General features: G+C 66.2%; 15 protein-coding genes and 1 pseudogene. 8 read left to right on the top strand and 8 right to left on the bottom strand.

Going from position 1 to position 16,182, the window contains the following annotated elements:
- Positions 1 to 77: 77 nt before the first annotated feature.
- The 5 genes and pseudogenes from A1351_RS15270 to A1351_RS15250 form a co-directional block, all read right to left on the bottom strand.
- Entirely contained in the window at positions 78 to 476 is a 399-nt protein-coding gene (locus A1351_RS15270) for a F0F1 ATP synthase subunit epsilon (RefSeq protein WP_024881097.1), read from the bottom strand.
- A 133-nt stretch (positions 477 to 609) separates the two neighbouring features.
- Positions 610 to 2,025 (bottom strand): annotated as a pseudogene (atpD, locus tag A1351_RS15265) (F0F1 ATP synthase subunit beta); the annotation flags it as partial.
- Positions 2,026 to 2,074: 49 nt separating this feature from the next.
- On the bottom strand, positions 2,075 to 2,956 hold the full coding sequence (locus A1351_RS15260) for a F0F1 ATP synthase subunit gamma (protein ID WP_024881099.1): 882 nt from the start codon (positions 2,954 to 2,956) through the stop codon (positions 2,075 to 2,077).
- 153 nt (positions 2,957 to 3,109) lie between these two features.
- The gene (gene atpA / locus A1351_RS15255) at positions 3,110 to 4,639 is read right to left on the bottom strand and encodes a F0F1 ATP synthase subunit alpha (RefSeq protein ID WP_024881100.1); all 1,530 of its coding nucleotides are present in this window, start codon (positions 4,637 to 4,639) and stop codon (positions 3,110 to 3,112) included.
- Positions 4,639 to 5,202 carry a F0F1 ATP synthase subunit delta gene (locus tag A1351_RS15250; RefSeq protein ID WP_026599423.1) on the bottom strand — a complete coding sequence of 188 codons (564 nt, stop codon included), beginning with the start codon at positions 5,200 to 5,202 and terminating at the stop codon, positions 4,639 to 4,641. The genes atpA and A1351_RS15250 overlap by 1 nt, the downstream gene beginning before the upstream one ends.
- 384 nt (positions 5,203 to 5,586) lie before the next feature.
- Between A1351_RS15250 and A1351_RS15245 the strand changes: the two genes are divergently transcribed.
- Complete coding sequence (locus A1351_RS15245; protein ID WP_064033391.1) at positions 5,587 to 6,468, top strand: S-methyl-5'-thioadenosine phosphorylase; 882 nt, start codon at positions 5,587 to 5,589, stop codon at positions 6,466 to 6,468.
- Positions 6,469 to 6,595: 127 nt separating this feature from the next.
- The gene (locus A1351_RS15240) at positions 6,596 to 7,558 is read left to right on the top strand and encodes an OmpA family protein (protein ID WP_083967345.1); all 963 of its coding nucleotides are present in this window, start codon (positions 6,596 to 6,598) and stop codon (positions 7,556 to 7,558) included.
- A 10-nt stretch (positions 7,559 to 7,568) separates the two neighbouring features.
- Here A1351_RS15240 and A1351_RS15235 read toward each other — a convergent pair whose 3' ends face one another.
- Together A1351_RS15235 and A1351_RS15230 are read right to left on the bottom strand one after the other, a co-directional pair.
- On the bottom strand, positions 7,569 to 8,225 hold the full coding sequence (locus tag A1351_RS15235; RefSeq protein WP_024881104.1) for a transglycosylase domain-containing protein: 657 nt from the start codon (positions 8,223 to 8,225) through the stop codon (positions 7,569 to 7,571).
- A 138-nt stretch (positions 8,226 to 8,363) separates the two neighbouring features.
- Positions 8,364 to 8,999 carry a transglycosylase domain-containing protein gene (locus A1351_RS15230; protein ID WP_083967344.1) on the bottom strand — a complete coding sequence of 212 codons (636 nt, stop codon included), beginning with the start codon at positions 8,997 to 8,999 and terminating at the stop codon, positions 8,364 to 8,366.
- Positions 9,000 to 9,186: 187 nt separating this feature from the next.
- On the opposite strand from A1351_RS15230, the gene A1351_RS15225 reads away from it, so the two are divergent.
- The 6 genes from A1351_RS15225 to cysE all read left to right on the top strand — a co-directional run bounded on the left by A1351_RS15225 (position 9,187) and on the right by cysE (position 15,758).
- A complete protein-coding gene (locus tag A1351_RS15225) occupies positions 9,187 to 9,714 on the top strand; it encodes an adenine phosphoribosyltransferase (protein WP_024881106.1) in 528 nt (175 codons plus the stop codon).
- A gap of 96 nt (positions 9,715 to 9,810) precedes the next feature.
- The gene (locus A1351_RS15220; protein WP_064033390.1) at positions 9,811 to 10,977 is read left to right on the top strand and encodes a murein L,D-transpeptidase family protein; all 1,167 of its coding nucleotides are present in this window, start codon (positions 9,811 to 9,813) and stop codon (positions 10,975 to 10,977) included.
- Between the two features lie 101 nt (positions 10,978 to 11,078).
- Entirely contained in the window at positions 11,079 to 12,122 is a 1,044-nt protein-coding gene (locus A1351_RS15215) for a YeiH family protein (protein ID WP_198162431.1), read from the top strand.
- Positions 12,123 to 12,128: 6 nt separating this feature from the next.
- Entirely contained in the window at positions 12,129 to 12,998 is an 870-nt protein-coding gene (locus tag A1351_RS15210; protein ID WP_064033389.1) for a LysR family transcriptional regulator, read from the top strand.
- Between the two features lie 362 nt (positions 12,999 to 13,360).
- Positions 13,361 to 14,836 carry a PLP-dependent aminotransferase family protein gene (locus tag A1351_RS15205; RefSeq protein ID WP_064033388.1) on the top strand — a complete coding sequence of 492 codons (1,476 nt, stop codon included), beginning with the start codon at positions 13,361 to 13,363 and terminating at the stop codon, positions 14,834 to 14,836.
- A 70-nt stretch (positions 14,837 to 14,906) separates the two neighbouring features.
- A complete protein-coding gene (gene cysE / locus A1351_RS15200; RefSeq protein ID WP_064033387.1) occupies positions 14,907 to 15,758 on the top strand; it encodes a serine O-acetyltransferase in 852 nt (283 codons plus the stop codon).
- Positions 15,759 to 15,798: 40 nt separating this feature from the next.
- On the opposite strand, the gene A1351_RS15195 is transcribed toward cysE, so the two are convergent.
- Complete coding sequence (locus A1351_RS15195) at positions 15,799 to 16,089, bottom strand: hypothetical protein (protein WP_026599429.1); 291 nt, start codon at positions 16,087 to 16,089, stop codon at positions 15,799 to 15,801.
- Positions 16,090 to 16,182: the final 93 nt, after the last annotated feature.

The following is a 16,182-nucleotide window of genomic DNA, read 5'->3' as shown; positions in this document are numbered from 1 at the left end:
CCGTGAGCCTACAGGCTCGCATTACGATCGGAGAGCCGCGGCCGGCGCCCGGAGACTTGCTCCAGGCGCCGATTGCGTCAGAGGCCGAGAGCGGCCTTCAGCTCCTGGAGCTGACCGAGCTTTTCCGAGGCGAGGCGACGCGCCTCGTCGGATTTGGCGTCGGCCACATCCTCGCTGGCGTCCTTGATGTCGGCGTCGATCTTAGCGGCGTCGAGGTCAGCCACCGGAATGGCATATTCGGCCAGAATGGTGAAGCCGCCGAGCCCGACGTCGGCGAAGCCGCCGCGCACGAACAGCTTCTCTTTCTTGCCGGCCCCGTCGATCTCGACGACGCCGGGCTTCAGCACCGTCATCACCGGCGCATGGTCTTTGAGAACCGTGAACACGCCCTCGGCGCCGGGGGCGACGACGGCGTCCACCTCTCCCGAGAACAGAAGCTTCTCGGGAGAGACGAGTTCGAAGTGGAACGTGGCCATGAAGGGCTCCGTCGTCTATGCCGGATTTCGGGAAAGCGGGAACCGGCTTTCCAAGAAAATCCTGCAAAACCAAAAAGCTCTGGGCGGACAGGCGTCGGCGGGCCCGACGCGCGTCCGCTCAGCGATTAACGGATCAAGCCGCTTCCTTGGCGAGCTTGGCGGCCTTCTCGACCGCTTCCTCGATCGTGCCGACCATGTAGAAGGCGGCCTCCGGGAGGTGATCGTATTGGCCTTCGACGAGGCCCTTGAAGCCCTTGATCGTGTCGGCGAGCGCGACGAGCTTGCCCGGCGCGCCGGTGAACGCTTCGGCGACATGGAAAGGCTGCGACAGGAAGCGCTCGATCTTGCGGGCGCGCGCCACGGTCAGCTTGTCCTCTTCCGAGAGCTCGTCCATGCCCAGAATGGCGATGATGTCCTGCAGCGACTTATAGCGCTGCAGCGTCGACTGCACCTTGCGGGCGACTTCGTAATGCTCCTCGCCGACGATGGCCGCGGAGAGCATGCGCGAGGTCGAGTCGAGCGGGTCGACGGCCGGATAAATGCCCTTTTCCGCGATCGAGCGGTTGAGCACGGTCGTCGCGTCGAGATGGGCGAAGGAGGTGGCCGGCGCCGGGTCGGTCAGATCGTCGGCCGGCACGTAAATGGCCTGCACCGAGGTGATCGAGCCCTTGGTCGTCGTGGTGATGCGCTCCTGCAGCGCGCCCATGTCGGTGGCGAGCGTCGGCTGATAGCCCACCGCCGAGGGAATGCGGCCGAGCAGAGCCGACACTTCCGAGCCCGCCTGGGTGAAGCGGAAGATGTTGTCGACGAAGAAGAGCACGTCCTGGCCCTTGTCGCGGAAGTCCTCGGCGACGGTGAGGCCGGTCAGAGCGACGCGGGCGCGGGCTCCCGGAGGCTCGTTCATCTGGCCATAGACCAGCGCGGCCTTGGAGCCGACGGCGGAGCCGTTCTCGGGCTTCTTGTTGACGCCGCCCTCGATCATCTCGTGATAGAGGTCGTTGCCCTCGCGGGTGCGCTCGCCGACGCCGGCGAAGACGGAATAGCCGCCGTGCGCCTTGGCGATATTGTTGATGAGCTCCATGATGATGACGGTCTTGCCGACGCCCGCGCCGCCGAACAGTCCGACCTTGCCGCCCTTGGCGTAGGGCGCGAGCAGGTCGACGACCTTGATGCCCGTCTCGAGGATCTGCGCCTCGGTCGCCTGCTCGGCGTAGGACGGAGCCGGCTGGTGGATGGCGCGCTTGGTCGCCGTCACGATCGGGCCGGCCTCGTCGACCGGCTCGCCGATGACATTGATGATGCGGCCGAGCATCTCGTCGCCGACCGGCACGGAGATCGGGGCGCCCGTGTCGCTCACCGGCGTGCCGCGCACGAGGCCTTCCGTCGAGTCCATGGCGATGGTGCGCACGGAGTTCTCGCCGAGATGCTGCGCCACTTCGAGGACGAGGCGCGCGCCCTGATTGGTGGTCTCCAGCGCGTTCAGGATTTCCGGCAGGTGATCGTCGAACTTCACGTCGACGACAGCGCCGATCACCTGCGTGATGTGACCCGTGGTCGTGGGGGTAGCCATTGTCTCGTCCTCTCGACTGTTGTTCCGATCAGAGCGCCTCGGCGCCCGAGATGATCTCGATGAGTTCCTTGGTGATGATCGCCTGGCGGGAACGATTGTAGAGCGTCGTCTGCTTCTTGATCATGTCGCCGGCGTTGCGCGTGGCGTTATCCATCGCGCTCATGCGCGCGCCCTGCTCGGAAGCGGCGTTCTCGAGCAATGCGCGGAAAATCTGCACCGATATGTTGCGGGGCAGCAGCGTCGCCAGAATCTCGTCCTGGCCGGGCTCATATTCATAATTGGCCTGAGGGCCGGCCACGGCCGCCTCGTTCTCATTGGCGGAAATCTGCGCCGGAATGAGCTGCAGCGCTGTCGGAAACTGCTGAATCACAGATTTGAAGCGCGAGAAGAACAGCGTCGCCACATCGAACTCGCCGCTCTCGAACAGATCGATGACCTTGCGGCCGATCGCGTCGCCCTGCTCGAAGCCGAGCTGGCGCACGCCGCGCAGCTCGATGAGCTCGATGATGTTCTTCTCATAATTGCGGCGGAGCTGGTCGTAGCCCTTCTTGCCGACGCAGAGAATCTTGACCGTCTTGCCCTGGCCCTGCAGGCGCTGGATGTGCTCGCGGGCGAGGCGGACAATCGAGGAGTTGAATGCGCCGCAGAGGCCGCGCTCGGCGGTCGCCACGACGAGAAGATGCGTCTCGTCGCGGCCATTGCCGGCGAGCAGCACCGGCGCGCCGGAGGAGACGCCCCCGGCGAGATTGGCGAGCACTTTCTCGATGCGCTCGGCATAGGGCCGCGCCGCCTCGGCCGCCGCCTGGGCGCGGCGCAGCTTGGCCGCCGCGACCATTTGCATGGCCTTGGTGATCTTCTGCGTCGCCTTGACGGAAGATATGCGGTTTCGAAGATCCTTCAACGAAGGCATGAGGGAACCCGTCTCATTCTGACCAGGACCACGCCGCCGTCATCGCGAGGAGCGAAGCGACGAAGCGAGCCAGAGCCGCGATGCGGCCCCTGGATTGCTTCGCTTCGCTCGCAATGACGGAGGCATTGTCTCTAGTCCTCGAGGTTGCGCGCGTCAGGCGAAGGATTTCGAGAAGGCGCCGAGGACGCTCTTCAGCTCGGCGGCCGTCGCATCCGGCAGATCCTTGGTCGTGCGGATCGTCTCGAGGATGTTCGGATGCTGCGTGCGCAGCAGCGCCAGCAGTCCGTCCTCGAAAGCGCGCACGCGGCCGACCGGCAGCGGATCGAGATAGCCGTTGACGCCGGCGTAGATCACCACCGTCTGCTCTTCCATCTGCAGCGGCGAGAACTGCGGCTGCTTCAGCAGCTCGGTCAGGCGCGCGCCGCGATTGAGCAGACGCTGCGTCACCGCGTCCAGATCGGAGCCGAACTGAGCGAAGGCCGCCATCTCGCGATACTGAGCGAGCTCGCCCTTGATCTTGCCGGCGACCTTCTTCGTCGCTTTCGTCTGCGCCGAGGAGCCGACGCGCGACACCGAGAGGCCGACGTTCACCGCCGGGCGGACGCCCTGGTAGAAGAGGTCCGTCTCCAGGAAGATCTGACCGTCGGTGATGGAGATGACGTTCGTCGGAATATAGGCCGACACGTCATTGGCCTGCGTCTCGATGATCGGCAGAGCGGTCAGCGAGCCGGAGCCGCGCTCGTCATTGAGCTTGGCGGCGCGCTCGAGCAGACGGGAGTGGAGATAGAACACGTCGCCCGGATAGGCCTCGCGTCCCGGAGGACGGCGCAGCAGCAGCGACATCTGGCGATAGGCGACGGCCTGCTTGGAAAGGTCGTCATAAACGATCACGGCGTGCAGGCCGTTGTCGCGGAAATACTCGCCCATGGCGCAGCCGGCGAAGGGAGCCAGGAACTGCATCGGCGCCGGATCGGAGGCGGTGGCCGCCACGACGATCGAATAGTCGAGCGCGCCGCGCTCCTCCAGCACCTTCACGAATTGCGCGACGGTGGACCGCTTCTGACCCACCGCGACATAGACGCAGTAGAGCTTGGCCTTCTCGTCGTCGCCGTCGTTCAGCGACTTCTGGTTCAGGATGGTGTCGAGCGCCACGGCGGTCTTGCCGGTCTGGCGGTCGCCGATGATCAGCTCGCGCTGGCCGCGGCCGATCGGGATCAGCGCGTCGATGGCCTTGAGGCCGGTCGCCATCGGCTCATGCACCGACTTGCGCGGAATGATGCCGGGAGCCTTCACGTCGACGCGCGAGCGGCTCTCGTAGAAGATCGGGCCTTTGCCGTCGATCGGATTGCCGAGGGCGTCGACGACGCGGCCGAGCAGGCCCTTGCCGACCGGAACGTCGACGATGGTGCCGGTGCGCTTGACGGTCTGGCCTTCCTTGATGTCGCGGTCGGAGCCGAAGATCACGACGCCGACATTGTCGCTCTCGAGATTGAGCGCCATGCCGGTGATGCCGTTCTCGAACAGCACCGTCTCGCCGGCCTGGACATTGTCCAGACCATAAACGCGGGCGATGCCGTCGCCGACGGACAGAACCTGACCGACCTCTGCGACTTCGGCCTCATTGCCGAAATTGGCGATCTCATTCTTGAGGATCGCGGAAATCTCTGCGGCGCGGATAGCCATCAGCCGACCTCTTTCATGCGTGTTCGAATGGAATTGAGCTTGGTCTTCAGCGACGCATCGAGCATGCGCGAGCCGATTTTGACGACGAGACCCCCGATGATCGCCGGATCGACCTTCACCTCGAGGTCGATCGTCTTGCCGCTGGTGACGCCAGCGAGCGCATCGCGCAGCGCGCTCTCGTGATGAGAGGCGAGCGGCGCGGCCACCGTGACGTCGGCGCGCACAATGCCCTTGGCGGCGTCATGCAGCTTGCCATAGGCCTCGATGATGGCGGGGAGAACGAAGAGGCGACGTTTTGTCGCGACGAGCTTCACGAAATTGGCCGCGACGCCCGTGACGCCAGCGGCGTCGAGAATGGGAGAGAGAGCCTTGATCTGCGTTTCGGCAGAATAGATCGGGCTCTCGATCAGGCGCTCGAGATCCGCGCTCTCTTGGATCAGCGCGGCAAAGCCGCGCAGCGCCGTCGCGATCTCGTCCGTGGAGCCTTTCTCCACCGCGAGATCATAAAGGGCCGAGGCGTATCGCCCCGCTACTCCGGATAGATCGTCTCCGCCTGAAGCCACTTGCGTATCGCTCTCGGATCGCCGTTACTCGAGGCGCCTCGCGCGCAACGCAGGTCTGCGTGCGACGAAATCCGCAATGGCCTCGAACAACGTATTGTCGGGGGAAGGAGCCAAGGGCGACGCCCCAGCTCCAAGGCGATCGTCCCCTAACACAGCATATTTTGCGGCGCAACCCTGCGACGGCTGCGGAGAGGGCAGTTTCGACGATCGCACAAAAAAGCGCCACCCTCGCTTCGTCACGCGCGAACCCTCGGCTTGGCCTTTGATGGCGTTGAATTTTTTAGCGCTTCGCGAATTTTCGGCGCAGGCCGCCGCGCTGTCGCCGCTTGCGCCGCACGCAAGGCCATGGCACTGCGAAATCCTATCCACAGTCGGAGACGAAAGATGACGCGAGCGGTGGTGGGCATCATCGGAGGATCGGGCGTCTATCATCTGCCCGGCCTGCAGGATCTGCGCGAGGAGCGCGTGACGACGCCTTGGGGCGATCCGTCCGACGCGCTGCATTTCGGCCGCATCGGCGAGACGCAGGTCGTTTTCCTGCCGCGGCATGGTCGCGGTCATGTGTTCTCGCCCTCGGGCATAAATTATCGCGCCAATATTTTTGCGCTGAAGCAGGCGGGCGTCACCGATCTCGTGTCCGTCTCAGCCTGCGGCTCGTTCAAATCGGAGTTCTATCCAGGGCTCTTCGTGCTGCCGGATCAATTCGTCGATCGCACTTTCGGCCGGCAATCCTCCTTCTTCGGCAATGGTTGCGTCGCGCATGTGTCCATGGCGCATCCGGTGGCGCCCTTGCTGGCGAAGCGCATCGCCGCCGCGGCGAAAGCGGAAGGCATAGAGCACTCCGTCGGCGGAACCTATGTCTGCATGGAAGGTCCGCAATTTTCCTGTTACGCGGAATCGCTGACCTATAAGGCCGCGGGCTATGACGTCATCGGCATGACCGCAATGCCGGAGGCCAAGCTGGCGCGCGAGGCGGAGCTGTCTTACGCGACCATCGCAATGGTCACGGATTTCGATTGCTGGCATCCAGAGCACGACAATGTCGATGTCGCTGCGGTTATCGCAGTGGTGCGCGACAACGCCGACAAGGCGAGCCGTCTGCTCGCGCGACTGCTCACGGATTTCCCGCAAGAGCACGAGCCCTGCCCCATCGGCTCCGACCGCGCGCTCGACACCGCCATTCTGACAGCGCCCGAGGCGCGCGATCCGGCGCTGATGGAGAAGCTCGGCGTCATCGTCGCGCGGGCGAGCGGCGCGGTGGGGTGAAGACGACGTGCGCGGCCGCACAGACGCGAAGCGATCGATGATCCAAGCTTTGATTCGCGCCTTTTTTTGAAAGGCGGAGTCCCGCCATCCGCGCGGTGGCGCGACGCCGAACCAGGAGCGAGCTTTCGTGTCCATATCGTCGAACAAGATCGCCTTTTCCCTCGTCGCCTGCCTGCTGACGACCCCCGCTCTCGGCAAGGATGCAGCGGGCGGCAAGGATCATCCATTGGTCGGCCGCTACACGGGCGCGGAGATCACGAGATATGTCTCGGCGGAGTTCGACGAGCAGCGCTTCGTGCGGGCGCCGCTCGACATCAAGACCGACGGCGAAGCCTTCACCGAAGCGAATAGTTTCGCCGTCAGAGGCAAAGTCGCGCGCATCTGGTACGACGCGCCCAAGGAGCGCTCGTCGCTCGAGATCATCGCCAATTACGAAGAATCCCTGAAATCCAAAGGGTTCGAGATCGTCTACAGCTGCGCCGACGCCAGCTGCTTCAAAGGCCAGACGAGCGCCTACCGCTTCAATTTCGTCGGCGGCGACAGCGCCATCAACTACCGCTATGGCGACGGCGTGCGCTATCTGCTCGCCAAGGCGACGCGTCCCACCGGCGACGTCTATGCGGCGATCATCATCGGCGACAGCAAGAGCGGACCGCTGGTGCGCGTGATCGCCGTCGATATGAAGCCGATGCAGAGCGGCCAGATCGCCTTCATCGACGCCGACGCCATGGCGCGCGCGATAGCGAGCAATGGACGCGTCGCGCTCTACGGAATTCAATTCGATTTCGACGATGCGCAGATCAAGCCGGAATCACGCGCGACGCTCGACGAGATCGCCAAATTTCTGAAAGCGAATCCGTCCATTTCCGTCGTCGTGGCCGGCCACACCGACGGCAAGGGCCAGTTCGACTACAATGTGGATTTGTCGAAGCGGCGCGCCGCTGCGGTGGTCGCCGATCTCGCGCAGCGCTATGGCGTCGCGGCGCAGCGCCTCACGCCCTTCGGCGCCGGCATGGCGTCGCCGATCGCCGCCAATGACGACGAAGCCGGCCGCGCCAAAAATCGCCGCGTCGAGCTGGTCAAGCGCTGATCGAGGCGGCTCAATCCGCGCAGCTCTCCAGCCACACATCGGCGAAGCCGCGCCGCGCGCAGAGGCCGGCGAGATATTTCTCGATGCGGCGCACACGCTCGGCGTTGGCGGGCGTGCCCGGCGCGTAATCCTTCGGCTCATTGCCGGCGGCGACGAGGGCGAGAAACTCATCGTCGTCCAATTCCGCGAGCGGCTTGCCGAACCATTGCCGCGATGCGGAATCGAATCCGCTCACATCGATGAAGGCGGCGATCTGCGCGCTCTTGGAGGTCAGCGGGCCGACGGCGAATTGCGCGATCAGCGTCTGCCGAATCTTGCCGAAGCCCGGCTTGAAATCGGCGAAATAGAGCTTCTTCGTCACCGATTGCGCGAGCGTGTTGGCGTGCGGCGCGCTCCAATCGACGCCGCCATGCGTCCAGAAGCCGGGGTCCTGCACCGCGAGCAGTGTCTCTATGCGCTCGCGCGAGAAGCCGGGCGGCAATTTCGCGCCGTGATTCGTCTCCGCCTCATAGCGCGCGAACAGCGCCGGCGTGGCGACACGGGCGAGCGCGACGGAAACGGCCTCATAGCCGACGACGGCCGCGAAAGCCGCCCCGGCGAAGGCGGCCAGCGCCGAGCCGGCCGTCGCCGCCGCGAATGAGCGCGCCCGTAATTTCGCTTCCCGCATCAGAACAAACTCCCGCCGCAACTCCCCGCCGCGCCTCTCCTGACGAGGAGCTTTGCGAGGAAAAAGGGCGGCGGCGCGACATGGCCGTGGCCATCTCGCGGCCGCCGCCGACGCGAATGCGGCGGGACGAGCGGAGGATCACCCCCCGCAGCTCTCCAGCCACACATCGGAAAAGCCGCGCCGCTCGCAGAGGCCGGCGAGATATTTCTCGATGCGGCGCACACGCTCGGCGTTGGCTTGCGTGCCGGGCGCATAATCCTTCGGATTATTGTTGGTGGCGACGAGCGAGAGAAACTCGTCGTCGTCCAATTCCGCCAGCTTCTTGCCGAACCATTTTTGTGCGGCGGGCTCCAATCCGTTCACATCGATGAAAGCGGCGAGCTGCGCATTCTTGGAGGTCAGCGGCCCGACCGCGAATTGCGCGATCAGCGTCTGGCGGATTTTCGAGAAGCCCTTTTGGAAGTTCTCGAAATAGAGCCGCTTGACGACGGATTGCGTTACCGTCGTCGCGGTGAGCGGCGCGCTCCAATCGACGCCGCCATGGGTCCAGAAGCTCGGATCCTGCACGGCGAGCAGCGTCTCCACCCGCTCGCTCGAGAGCCCGGCGGGCAATGTGGCGCCATTGTCGGTCGCCGCCTCATAGCGTGCGAAAATCTCCGGCGTCGCGACGCGGGCGAGCGCGACAGAGACCGCCTCATAGCCGGCGAGGCCGAGAAGCGCCGCGACGGCGACCGCCACGACGACGAAGAAAGTTCTGCGTTTCCAATTCGCCATGTGAAGAAATCCTCTCGAAAACTTGAACCTGGCGATCGTTGCAGCGAAAAGGGGTATCGTCTCGGCGATCCCGCGGCCACAATGAGGCGGGGCGGCCGAGAGGCGCCTCGCGCCGAGCGAGATGCGTTTCGGCCGAGAATGAGCTAAGAACCGAAGAGCCGAACCCATTTCCGACGAGATCTCGCACATGACCCTCGCCTCCTCGATTCGCACGATTCCCGATTATCCCAAGCCCGGCATCATGTTCCGCGACATCACCACTCTGCTCGGCGACGCCAGAGCGTTTCGCCGCGCGGTGGACGAATTGGTGCAGCCCTGGGCCGGCACGAAGATCGACAAGGTGGCGGGCATGGAGGCGCGCGGCTTCATTCTGGGCGGCGCGGTGGCGCATCAATTGTCGGCCGGCTTCGTGCCCGTGCGTAAGAAGGGCAAGCTGCCGCACACCACCGTCTCCATCGCCTATTCGCTGGAATATGGCGTGGACGAGATGGAGGTGCATGAGGATGCGGTGGTGAAGGGCGAGCGCGTCATTCTCGTCGACGATCTCATCGCCACCGGCGGCACGGCGGAAGGCGCGGTGAAGCTGCTGCAGAAGATCGGCGCCGAGGTCATCGCCGCCTGCTTCGTCATCGATCTGCCCGAGCTCGGCGGCGCCAAGAAGATCGAATCGCTCGGCGTGCCGGTGCGTCGGCTCGTCACCTTCGAAGGGCATTGATTTACATGGCCGGGCGCGCTTTTGGCCGCGCCTCGGCCGTTCCTTCGCCAATATCGCGTTTCGTAATGTGTTTTTCACCGATTCCGTAACGACCCCATGCCGTCGAAACCGTCGCGTCCCTTTCTCCTCGCCACGGCGCTGGCTCTGAGCCTCGTCGAAATCGGCGTTTTCGTCGCCTTCGCCTCGCGTGGCCCGGCGCGGCCAGCAGAGACGCGCGACGCCGTCGCCGAAAGACGCGCCAATCCCTTCGGCGCGCTGGTGCAAAATCTGCGCGGCGCCATCATCGAGACCGCGCGGCTGGAAGAGCCGGCGCCGATCAAGGAGCCGCCGCCGGCGATCGCCGCGGCGCCGGATGCGCGGCCGCCCTCCTTCCTTGCGGCGCTGCCTCCTTTGCGGCCGTCGGAGCCGGAGCCGGTCCTCGCCCTGCCGCCCGTCGATGCGCCGCTTCCGCCGGCGCGGCCGCGCAATCTCGCCGCCGTCGAGCCCGTGACCGCAGCCGAGACGCACGCGGGGACGATCCCGCTGCCGCCGGTCGCCGTCTCGCCGCCGACACAGGCGCTCGCCCTCGCCGCCGCGCCGCCGGCCAATGAGCCGCCGCCGCTGATGAGCCGCGACGACGGCAACTTCCGCATGGGCTCTGCGGTCTATGTCCGCATCTTCAAAAAGGAAGGCGAGCTCGAGCTCTGGCGCCGGCAGAGCGGCCATTTCACGCTCTACCGGACCTATCCGATCTGCAAATGGTCCGGCCATCTCGGACCCAAGCTGAAATCCGGCGATTATCAATCGCCCGAGGGCTTCTACAGCGTCTCGGCGCGCCAGCTCAATCCGAACTCCCATTACCACCGCGCCTTCGACGTCGGCTTTCCCAACGCCTATGACAAGCAGAACGGCCGCACCGGCGGCGCGCTGATGGTCCATGGCGCCTGCAAATCGGTCGGCTGCTTCGCCATGACCGACAGAGTGATCGAGGAGATCTACGGCCTGGTGGAAGCCGCGCTGCGCGGCGGGCAGCACGAGGTGCCGGTCCACATCTTCCCATTCCGCATGACCGATGTGGCCCTGGCCAAGGAGACGCAGGGCGACTGGACCAATCTCTGGTCGGCGCCGCCGGAGCACCAGCAATGGAGCGGCTTCTGGCAGAATTTGAAAGAGGGGTACGACCTCTTCGAGCAGACCGGCGAGCCGCCGACCGCCTATGCCTGCGGATCGCGCTACGCCTTCGGCGCCGCCGGCGGCTCCTGCCGCCGCATCGCCGGTTGGTAATCAATCGAAAAAATCGAATGATTCGACAAGTTTAATGCGTTTGACCGAACGGTCTGCGGCTGCGATCTGAACCGAGCCCTGACAAAAAGGAGTTCGGTCCGATGGAAGCCATTTCGTCTCCGGCGCCCACTTTCCCGAAAGCGCCCCCCTTCCTCCGCGCCCCGGCGTTTCTCGCCATCCTCCCCGGCGTCGCCCTCACCGCGGCCATAGCGGCGGCGGCCTATGCGCTGCGACTGCTCCCCGCGGTCGGCGCGCTCAGCCCGATGATCCTCGCCATTCTGCTCGGCGTCGGCCTGCGCAATCTCTTCGGCGCGCCGGCCTTCGCCGCGCCGGGCGTCGTCTTCTCGCTGCGCAAGATCCTGCGCTTCGCCATAGCGCTGCTCGGCCTGCAATTATCGGCGGCGCAGATCATCGATGTCGGCTTCACGGGCCTCGCGATCATCGCCGCGACGCTCGTCGCCACTTTCTGCTTCACCACACGCCTCGGCCGCTGGCTGGGCGTCGAGCCCGAACTCGCCCGATTGATCGCCGCCGGCACGTCGATCTGCGGCGCCTCGGCTGTGGTGGCGGCCAACGCCATCACCCGCGCCCGCGACGAGGATGTCGCCTACGCCATCGCCTGCGTCACCGTCTTCGGCACGCTCGCAATGGTCTCCTATCCGGCGCTCGCCGATCTCGCGCGGCTCGGCCCACGCGCCTATGGCCTATGGGCCGGCGCCTCGATCCATGAGGTCGCGCAAGTGATCGCCGCGAGCTTTCAGCACGGCCGCGAAGCCGGCGATTTCGGCGCCGTCGCCAAATTGTCGCGCGTGATGCTGCTGGCGCCGACGCTGCTGACGCTGGCTTTCATGGCTGGGCGCGGCGCGCGCGGCGCGGAAAAGTTTTCGCCGCCCTTCCCCTGGTTCGTGATAGGCTTTCTCGCCCTCGTCGGCGTCTCCAGCATCGTCGCCATTCCGCCGGACGCCAAGGCCGCCATCGCGACGGCGACCACCGTGCTGCTGTCGATGGCGCTGGCCGCCATGGGGCTCGAGACCGATATCGCCGCGCTGCGCGCCAAGGGGCTCCGGCCTCTGGCGCTGGGCCTGGCGGCCTCGGTCTTCGTCTCCGGCTTCAGCCTCGCGCTCATCGAGGCGTTCTTTCGCTGAGGCGTCATGACGCTCGAGCAATTGCGCATTTTCGTCGCCGTCGCCGAGCGCGAGCATGTGACGCGAGGGGCGCGCGAGCTCAATCTCACCCAATCGGCGACGAGCGCGGCCATCGCCGCGCTCGAGGCGCGCTACGCGACGAAACTGTTCGATCGCGTCGGCCGTCGCATCGCGCTCACCGAGGCGGGGCGCCTGTTTCTCGTCGAGGCCAAGGCCGTGCTGGCGCGCGCCGCGGCGGCGGAGGCGGTTCTCTTCGATCTCGCCGGGCTCGAATGCGGGGCGCTGAGCCTCGCCGCGAGCCAGACGGTCGGCAATTATTGGCTGCCGCCGATCCTGCATCGCTATCGCGCGCTCTATCCGAAGATCGCGATAGAGCTGAAAATCTGCAACACGCTGACCGCCGCCGATATGGCGCGCGAGGGCATTGTGGATTTCGCCATCGTCGAAGGCGAAATCGACGACAAATCCCTCGCAGTGGAGCCGGTCGCCTGGGACGAGCTGAAGCTCGTCGCCTTCCCCGGCCATCCCTGGACCGCTGCGGCGCCGAAGCGCGTCGAAGATTATCGATCCGCGAGCTGGGTGCTGCGCGAAAAAGGCTCCGGCACGCGCGCCATTTTCGAGGCGGTTCTAAGCGAGAAGGGCGTCGACCCCGGCGAGCTGCGCATCGCGCTGGAACTGCCGACGCATGAGGCGGTCGCCGCGGCCGTGGCGGCGGGCGCCGGCGTCGCCATGCTGCCGAGCCTCGTCGCCGGGGCCTCGGCCGGGGCGCTGGCGGCGATCGACATCGCTCTGCCGAAGCGGCGCTTTCTCGCCCTGCGCCGTGAGGGCCGCCACATCACCCATGCGGCGCAGGCGTTTTTGGCGCTGCTGCGCTGAGAGGCGCGTCGGCGCGCCGATCGCCCGCCGACGCGCGGCCGCCGGACTCTTCCCGGCGCCCGGCGGTCAACGGAACAATTGCGACAATTGGTGCATCACAATGAGGAAGAAGGCGAGCACCCCGCCAATTCCCATCAAAGCTTTCACGACGCCCGCGCTGCTCGTCTGCATGGCTCCCGCTCCTTGTTCGGTTGCGACAAAAGCGAGGCTAGCGGAGCGAAAACGGCGTTAAACCGCCAAGATTCGCGCGCCGACGGGTCCAAAGATGCAAGGCGGCCCCGCGGCTTGACAGAGCGCGCGCGCTCGGAGGAAGCTGCCGGCGACCCTGAGAAAAGAGCAATAATGCCGAGTGGAGGGGTCCAATGTCGCGACCCTTCGCCTATAGCCTGTCGCGCGAGATCGATCCGCGCCGCGGCGCGCCCCTCTATCTGCAGATCGTCCATGCGCTCATTCACGATGTGAGGAGCGGACGGCTCGCGCCGGGGGCGGCGCTGCCCAGCAGCCGCGAGCTCGCCGAATCGCTCGGCGTCAATCGCAAGACCATCGTGCTCGCCTATGACGAGCTGGTCGCCCAGGGCTGGTTCGCCACCCATGGCACGCGCGGCACTTTCGTCTCCGCCGAGCTGCCCGAGACGCTGCCGGCGCCGCGCAAAGCCTCCGCCGATCCGCGCACGCCCGGCTTTCCCTTCCGCGCGACGCCCGACCCCGCTTTTGTGCCGGCCGGCGAGGGACTGGCCATAGACGACGGGCTTCCCGATGCGCGGCTCTTCTCGATCGACACTCTGCTCGGCGCCTATCGCGACGCCGGACGGCGCGCCGCGCGCTGCGGCGGGCTCGGCTATGGCGACCCGCGCGGAACAGGCGAGCTGCGCCGCGCCATAGCGGCGATGCTGGCCTCGCATCGCGGACTCATCGTGGACGCCGAGGATGTGTGCGTCACGCGCGGCAGCCAGATGGGCATTTTCCTCGCCGCGCGCATTCTCGTCGCGCCGGGCGACGTCGTGCTGGTGGAAGGCCTCGGCTATTCGGCGGCGCGCGCTGCCTTCGCCGCCGCCGGCGCCGAGGTGATCGGCGTCCGCCTGGACGAGGACGGCGTCGATGTGGAGGATGTCGAGCGCCTGTGCCGCGGGCGGCCGGTGCGCGCGATCTATGTGACGCCGCACCATCAGTTTCCGACCACTGTTCCGCTGACCCCGGAGCGGCGGCTGCGCCTGCTGGACCTTTCCGCCAAATATGAGTTCGCGATCATCGAGGACGATTACGATCACGAATATCATTTCGAGCGCCAGCCCCTGCTGCCCATGGCGAGCTATGCGCCCGGACGGGTGATCTATGTCGGCTCCATGTCCAAGCTGCTGCTGCCGGGATTGCGCATCGGCTATGTCGTCGCGCCGCCGCCGGTGGTGAAATCCATGGCCAACGCCGCCGCCGGCGTGGATCGCCAAGGCAATGCGCTGACCGAGCTCGCCGTGGCCGCTCTCGTCGATTCCGGCGAGCTGCGCCGCCATGTGCGCAAGGCGCGCCAGATCTATGCGCAGAGGCGCGACGCTTTCGGCGCATCCCTCGCCCGCGCCTTCGGCGACGCCATCCGCTTCCGCATCCCGGCCGGCGGCCTCGCCTTCTGGACGACGTTCCGCGACGAGGCGACGCTCGACGCGCTGGAGCGCGACGCCCCCGCCAATGGTCTGCGCTTCCTTCCCTCCAGCTGCTTCGCGGCGCCGCCGCAGCGCGGGCGCGGGCTGCGGCTTGGCTTCGGCAGCCTCGACGCCGGCGAGGCGGAGCGCGTCATCGGGCGGCTGCGCCGCGCCGCCGGCGCGCAAAGCTCGCTACCCTGCTGATCGTTCGGCCGATCTGGACGAAGCCGGCCGCTCGAGCCACATTGAGGATCTTCGAATGAGGAGACGCCCGATGGGAGCGACGCAGGAAAATAGCCGCGCGATCATCGCCGACGCCACGGGTCGCGACGCGCTGTGGGAGCATATCCTCCGCGAGGCCGAGGACATGCTGGCGCGCGAGCCGGCGATGGCGAGCCTGGCGCTGACCTTCGTTCTCAATCGCCGCTCCTTCGAGGATGCGGTCACGCGACGCTGCGCGGCGCGTCTCGGCGGCGCGGTGACGGAAGATCTGCTCTTCGACGCCTTCGCCCGCGCGCTGGACGCCGATCCTGCGATCGGCGAAGCCTTTCGCGCCGACATAAAGGCCGTCGTCGAGCGCGACGCCGCCTGCGGAAGGCTGATCGAGCCGCTGCTCTTCTTCAAAGGCTTTCACGCGATACAGACGCATCGGCTGGCGCATTGGCTGTGGACCAATGGCCAGACCGATCTCGCGCTCTATCTGCAGAGCCGCTCGTCGGACGCGTTCCAGACCGACATTCACCCCGCGGCGCGTTTCGGCCGCGGCATATTCCTCGATCACGCGACGGGACTCGTCGTCGGCGCGACGGCGGTGGTGGAGGACGATGTCTCCATTCTGCAGAGCGTGACGCTGGGCGGCACCGGCAAGGAGAGCGGCGACCGCCATCCCAAGGTGCGGCGCGGCGTGATGATCGCCGCCGGCGCGAAGATTCTCGGCAATATAGAAATCGGCGCCTGCTCGCGCGTCGCGGCCGGCTCTGTCGTTCTGCATCCCGTGCCGCGCAACGCCACTGTGGCGGGCGTTCCGGCCAAAGTGGTGGGAACGGCCGGCTGCGCCGAGCCGGCGCGCGACATGGATCAGTTCCTGAACGGCCTGTCGTACGATTCGTTCAGCTATTCCATTTGACGCCTCACTGCGGCGGCGTCTCTCGTCAAGGCGTCTCTTGTCACGGCGTCTCCTGGCCGACGCGCCCGGCGAGCTGCGCGAAGGAGAAGCTTTCTCCAGCGGCCGATTCGCGCAGAGCGAGACGCAGCAGCCGCGCGGGAAAGCAGATCGCCTCCACATTGGAGTCGCGCATGTCGCGCGGCCGCAGCGGATCATTGGCGAGCGAAAGCTCGACATCGACGAGCAGAGCGTCGATCTCCTCCTGTCCGAGCGCGCCCTTGTCGCGCAATGCGCCGAACAGCGCCGCCAGTATGGCGTAGACGCCCTCGAGCTGAAGATTGGCCGTGTTCATATGTCGCCTCCGGCGCCCCTTCAGCGTAACCGCCGGCGGGGGGATTCGATCCATCGGCGGAGAAATTCTTTGGGATGAGGGCGAGCACGCATG

Source organism: Methylosinus sp. R-45379 (assembly GCF_001644125.1).
Classification (GTDB): domain Bacteria; phylum Pseudomonadota; class Alphaproteobacteria; order Rhizobiales; family Beijerinckiaceae; genus Methylosinus.
This window is presented reverse-complemented; position numbering and strand designations above follow the sequence as displayed.

Bases quoted from the DNA above. Each gene is read 5' to 3' on its own strand.
- A1351_RS15230 (WP_083967344.1), bottom strand. From the start codon at position 8,999: ATGGCGAATTGGAAACGCAGAACTTTCTTCGTCGTCGTGGCGGTCGCC.
- A1351_RS15245 (WP_064033391.1), top strand. From the start codon at position 5,587: ATGACGCGAGCGGTGGTGGGCATCATCGGAGGATCGGGCGTCTATCAT.
- A1351_RS15235 (WP_024881104.1), bottom strand. From the start codon at position 8,225: ATGCGGGAAGCGAAATTACGGGCGCGCTCATTCGCGGCGGCGACGGCC.
- A1351_RS15260 (WP_024881099.1), bottom strand. From the start codon at position 2,956: ATGCCTTCGTTGAAGGATCTTCGAAACCGCATATCTTCCGTCAAGGCG.
- A1351_RS15215 (WP_198162431.1), top strand. From the start codon at position 11,079: ATGGAAGCCATTTCGTCTCCGGCGCCCACTTTCCCGAAAGCGCCCCCC.
- cysE (WP_064033387.1), top strand. From the start codon at position 14,907: ATGGGAGCGACGCAGGAAAATAGCCGCGCGATCATCGCCGACGCCACG.
- A1351_RS15270 (WP_024881097.1), bottom strand. From the start codon at position 476: ATGGCCACGTTCCACTTCGAACTCGTCTCTCCCGAGAAGCTTCTGTTC.
- A1351_RS15210 (WP_064033389.1), top strand. From the start codon at position 12,129: ATGACGCTCGAGCAATTGCGCATTTTCGTCGCCGTCGCCGAGCGCGAG.
- A1351_RS15225 (WP_024881106.1), top strand. From the start codon at position 9,187: ATGACCCTCGCCTCCTCGATTCGCACGATTCCCGATTATCCCAAGCCC.
- A1351_RS15205 (WP_064033388.1), top strand. From the start codon at position 13,361: ATGTCGCGACCCTTCGCCTATAGCCTGTCGCGCGAGATCGATCCGCGC.
- A1351_RS15195 (WP_026599429.1), bottom strand. From the start codon at position 16,089: ATGAACACGGCCAATCTTCAGCTCGAGGGCGTCTACGCCATACTGGCG.
- A1351_RS15220 (WP_064033390.1), top strand. From the start codon at position 9,811: ATGCCGTCGAAACCGTCGCGTCCCTTTCTCCTCGCCACGGCGCTGGCT.
- atpA (WP_024881100.1), bottom strand. From the start codon at position 4,639: ATGGCTATCCGCGCCGCAGAGATTTCCGCGATCCTCAAGAATGAGATC.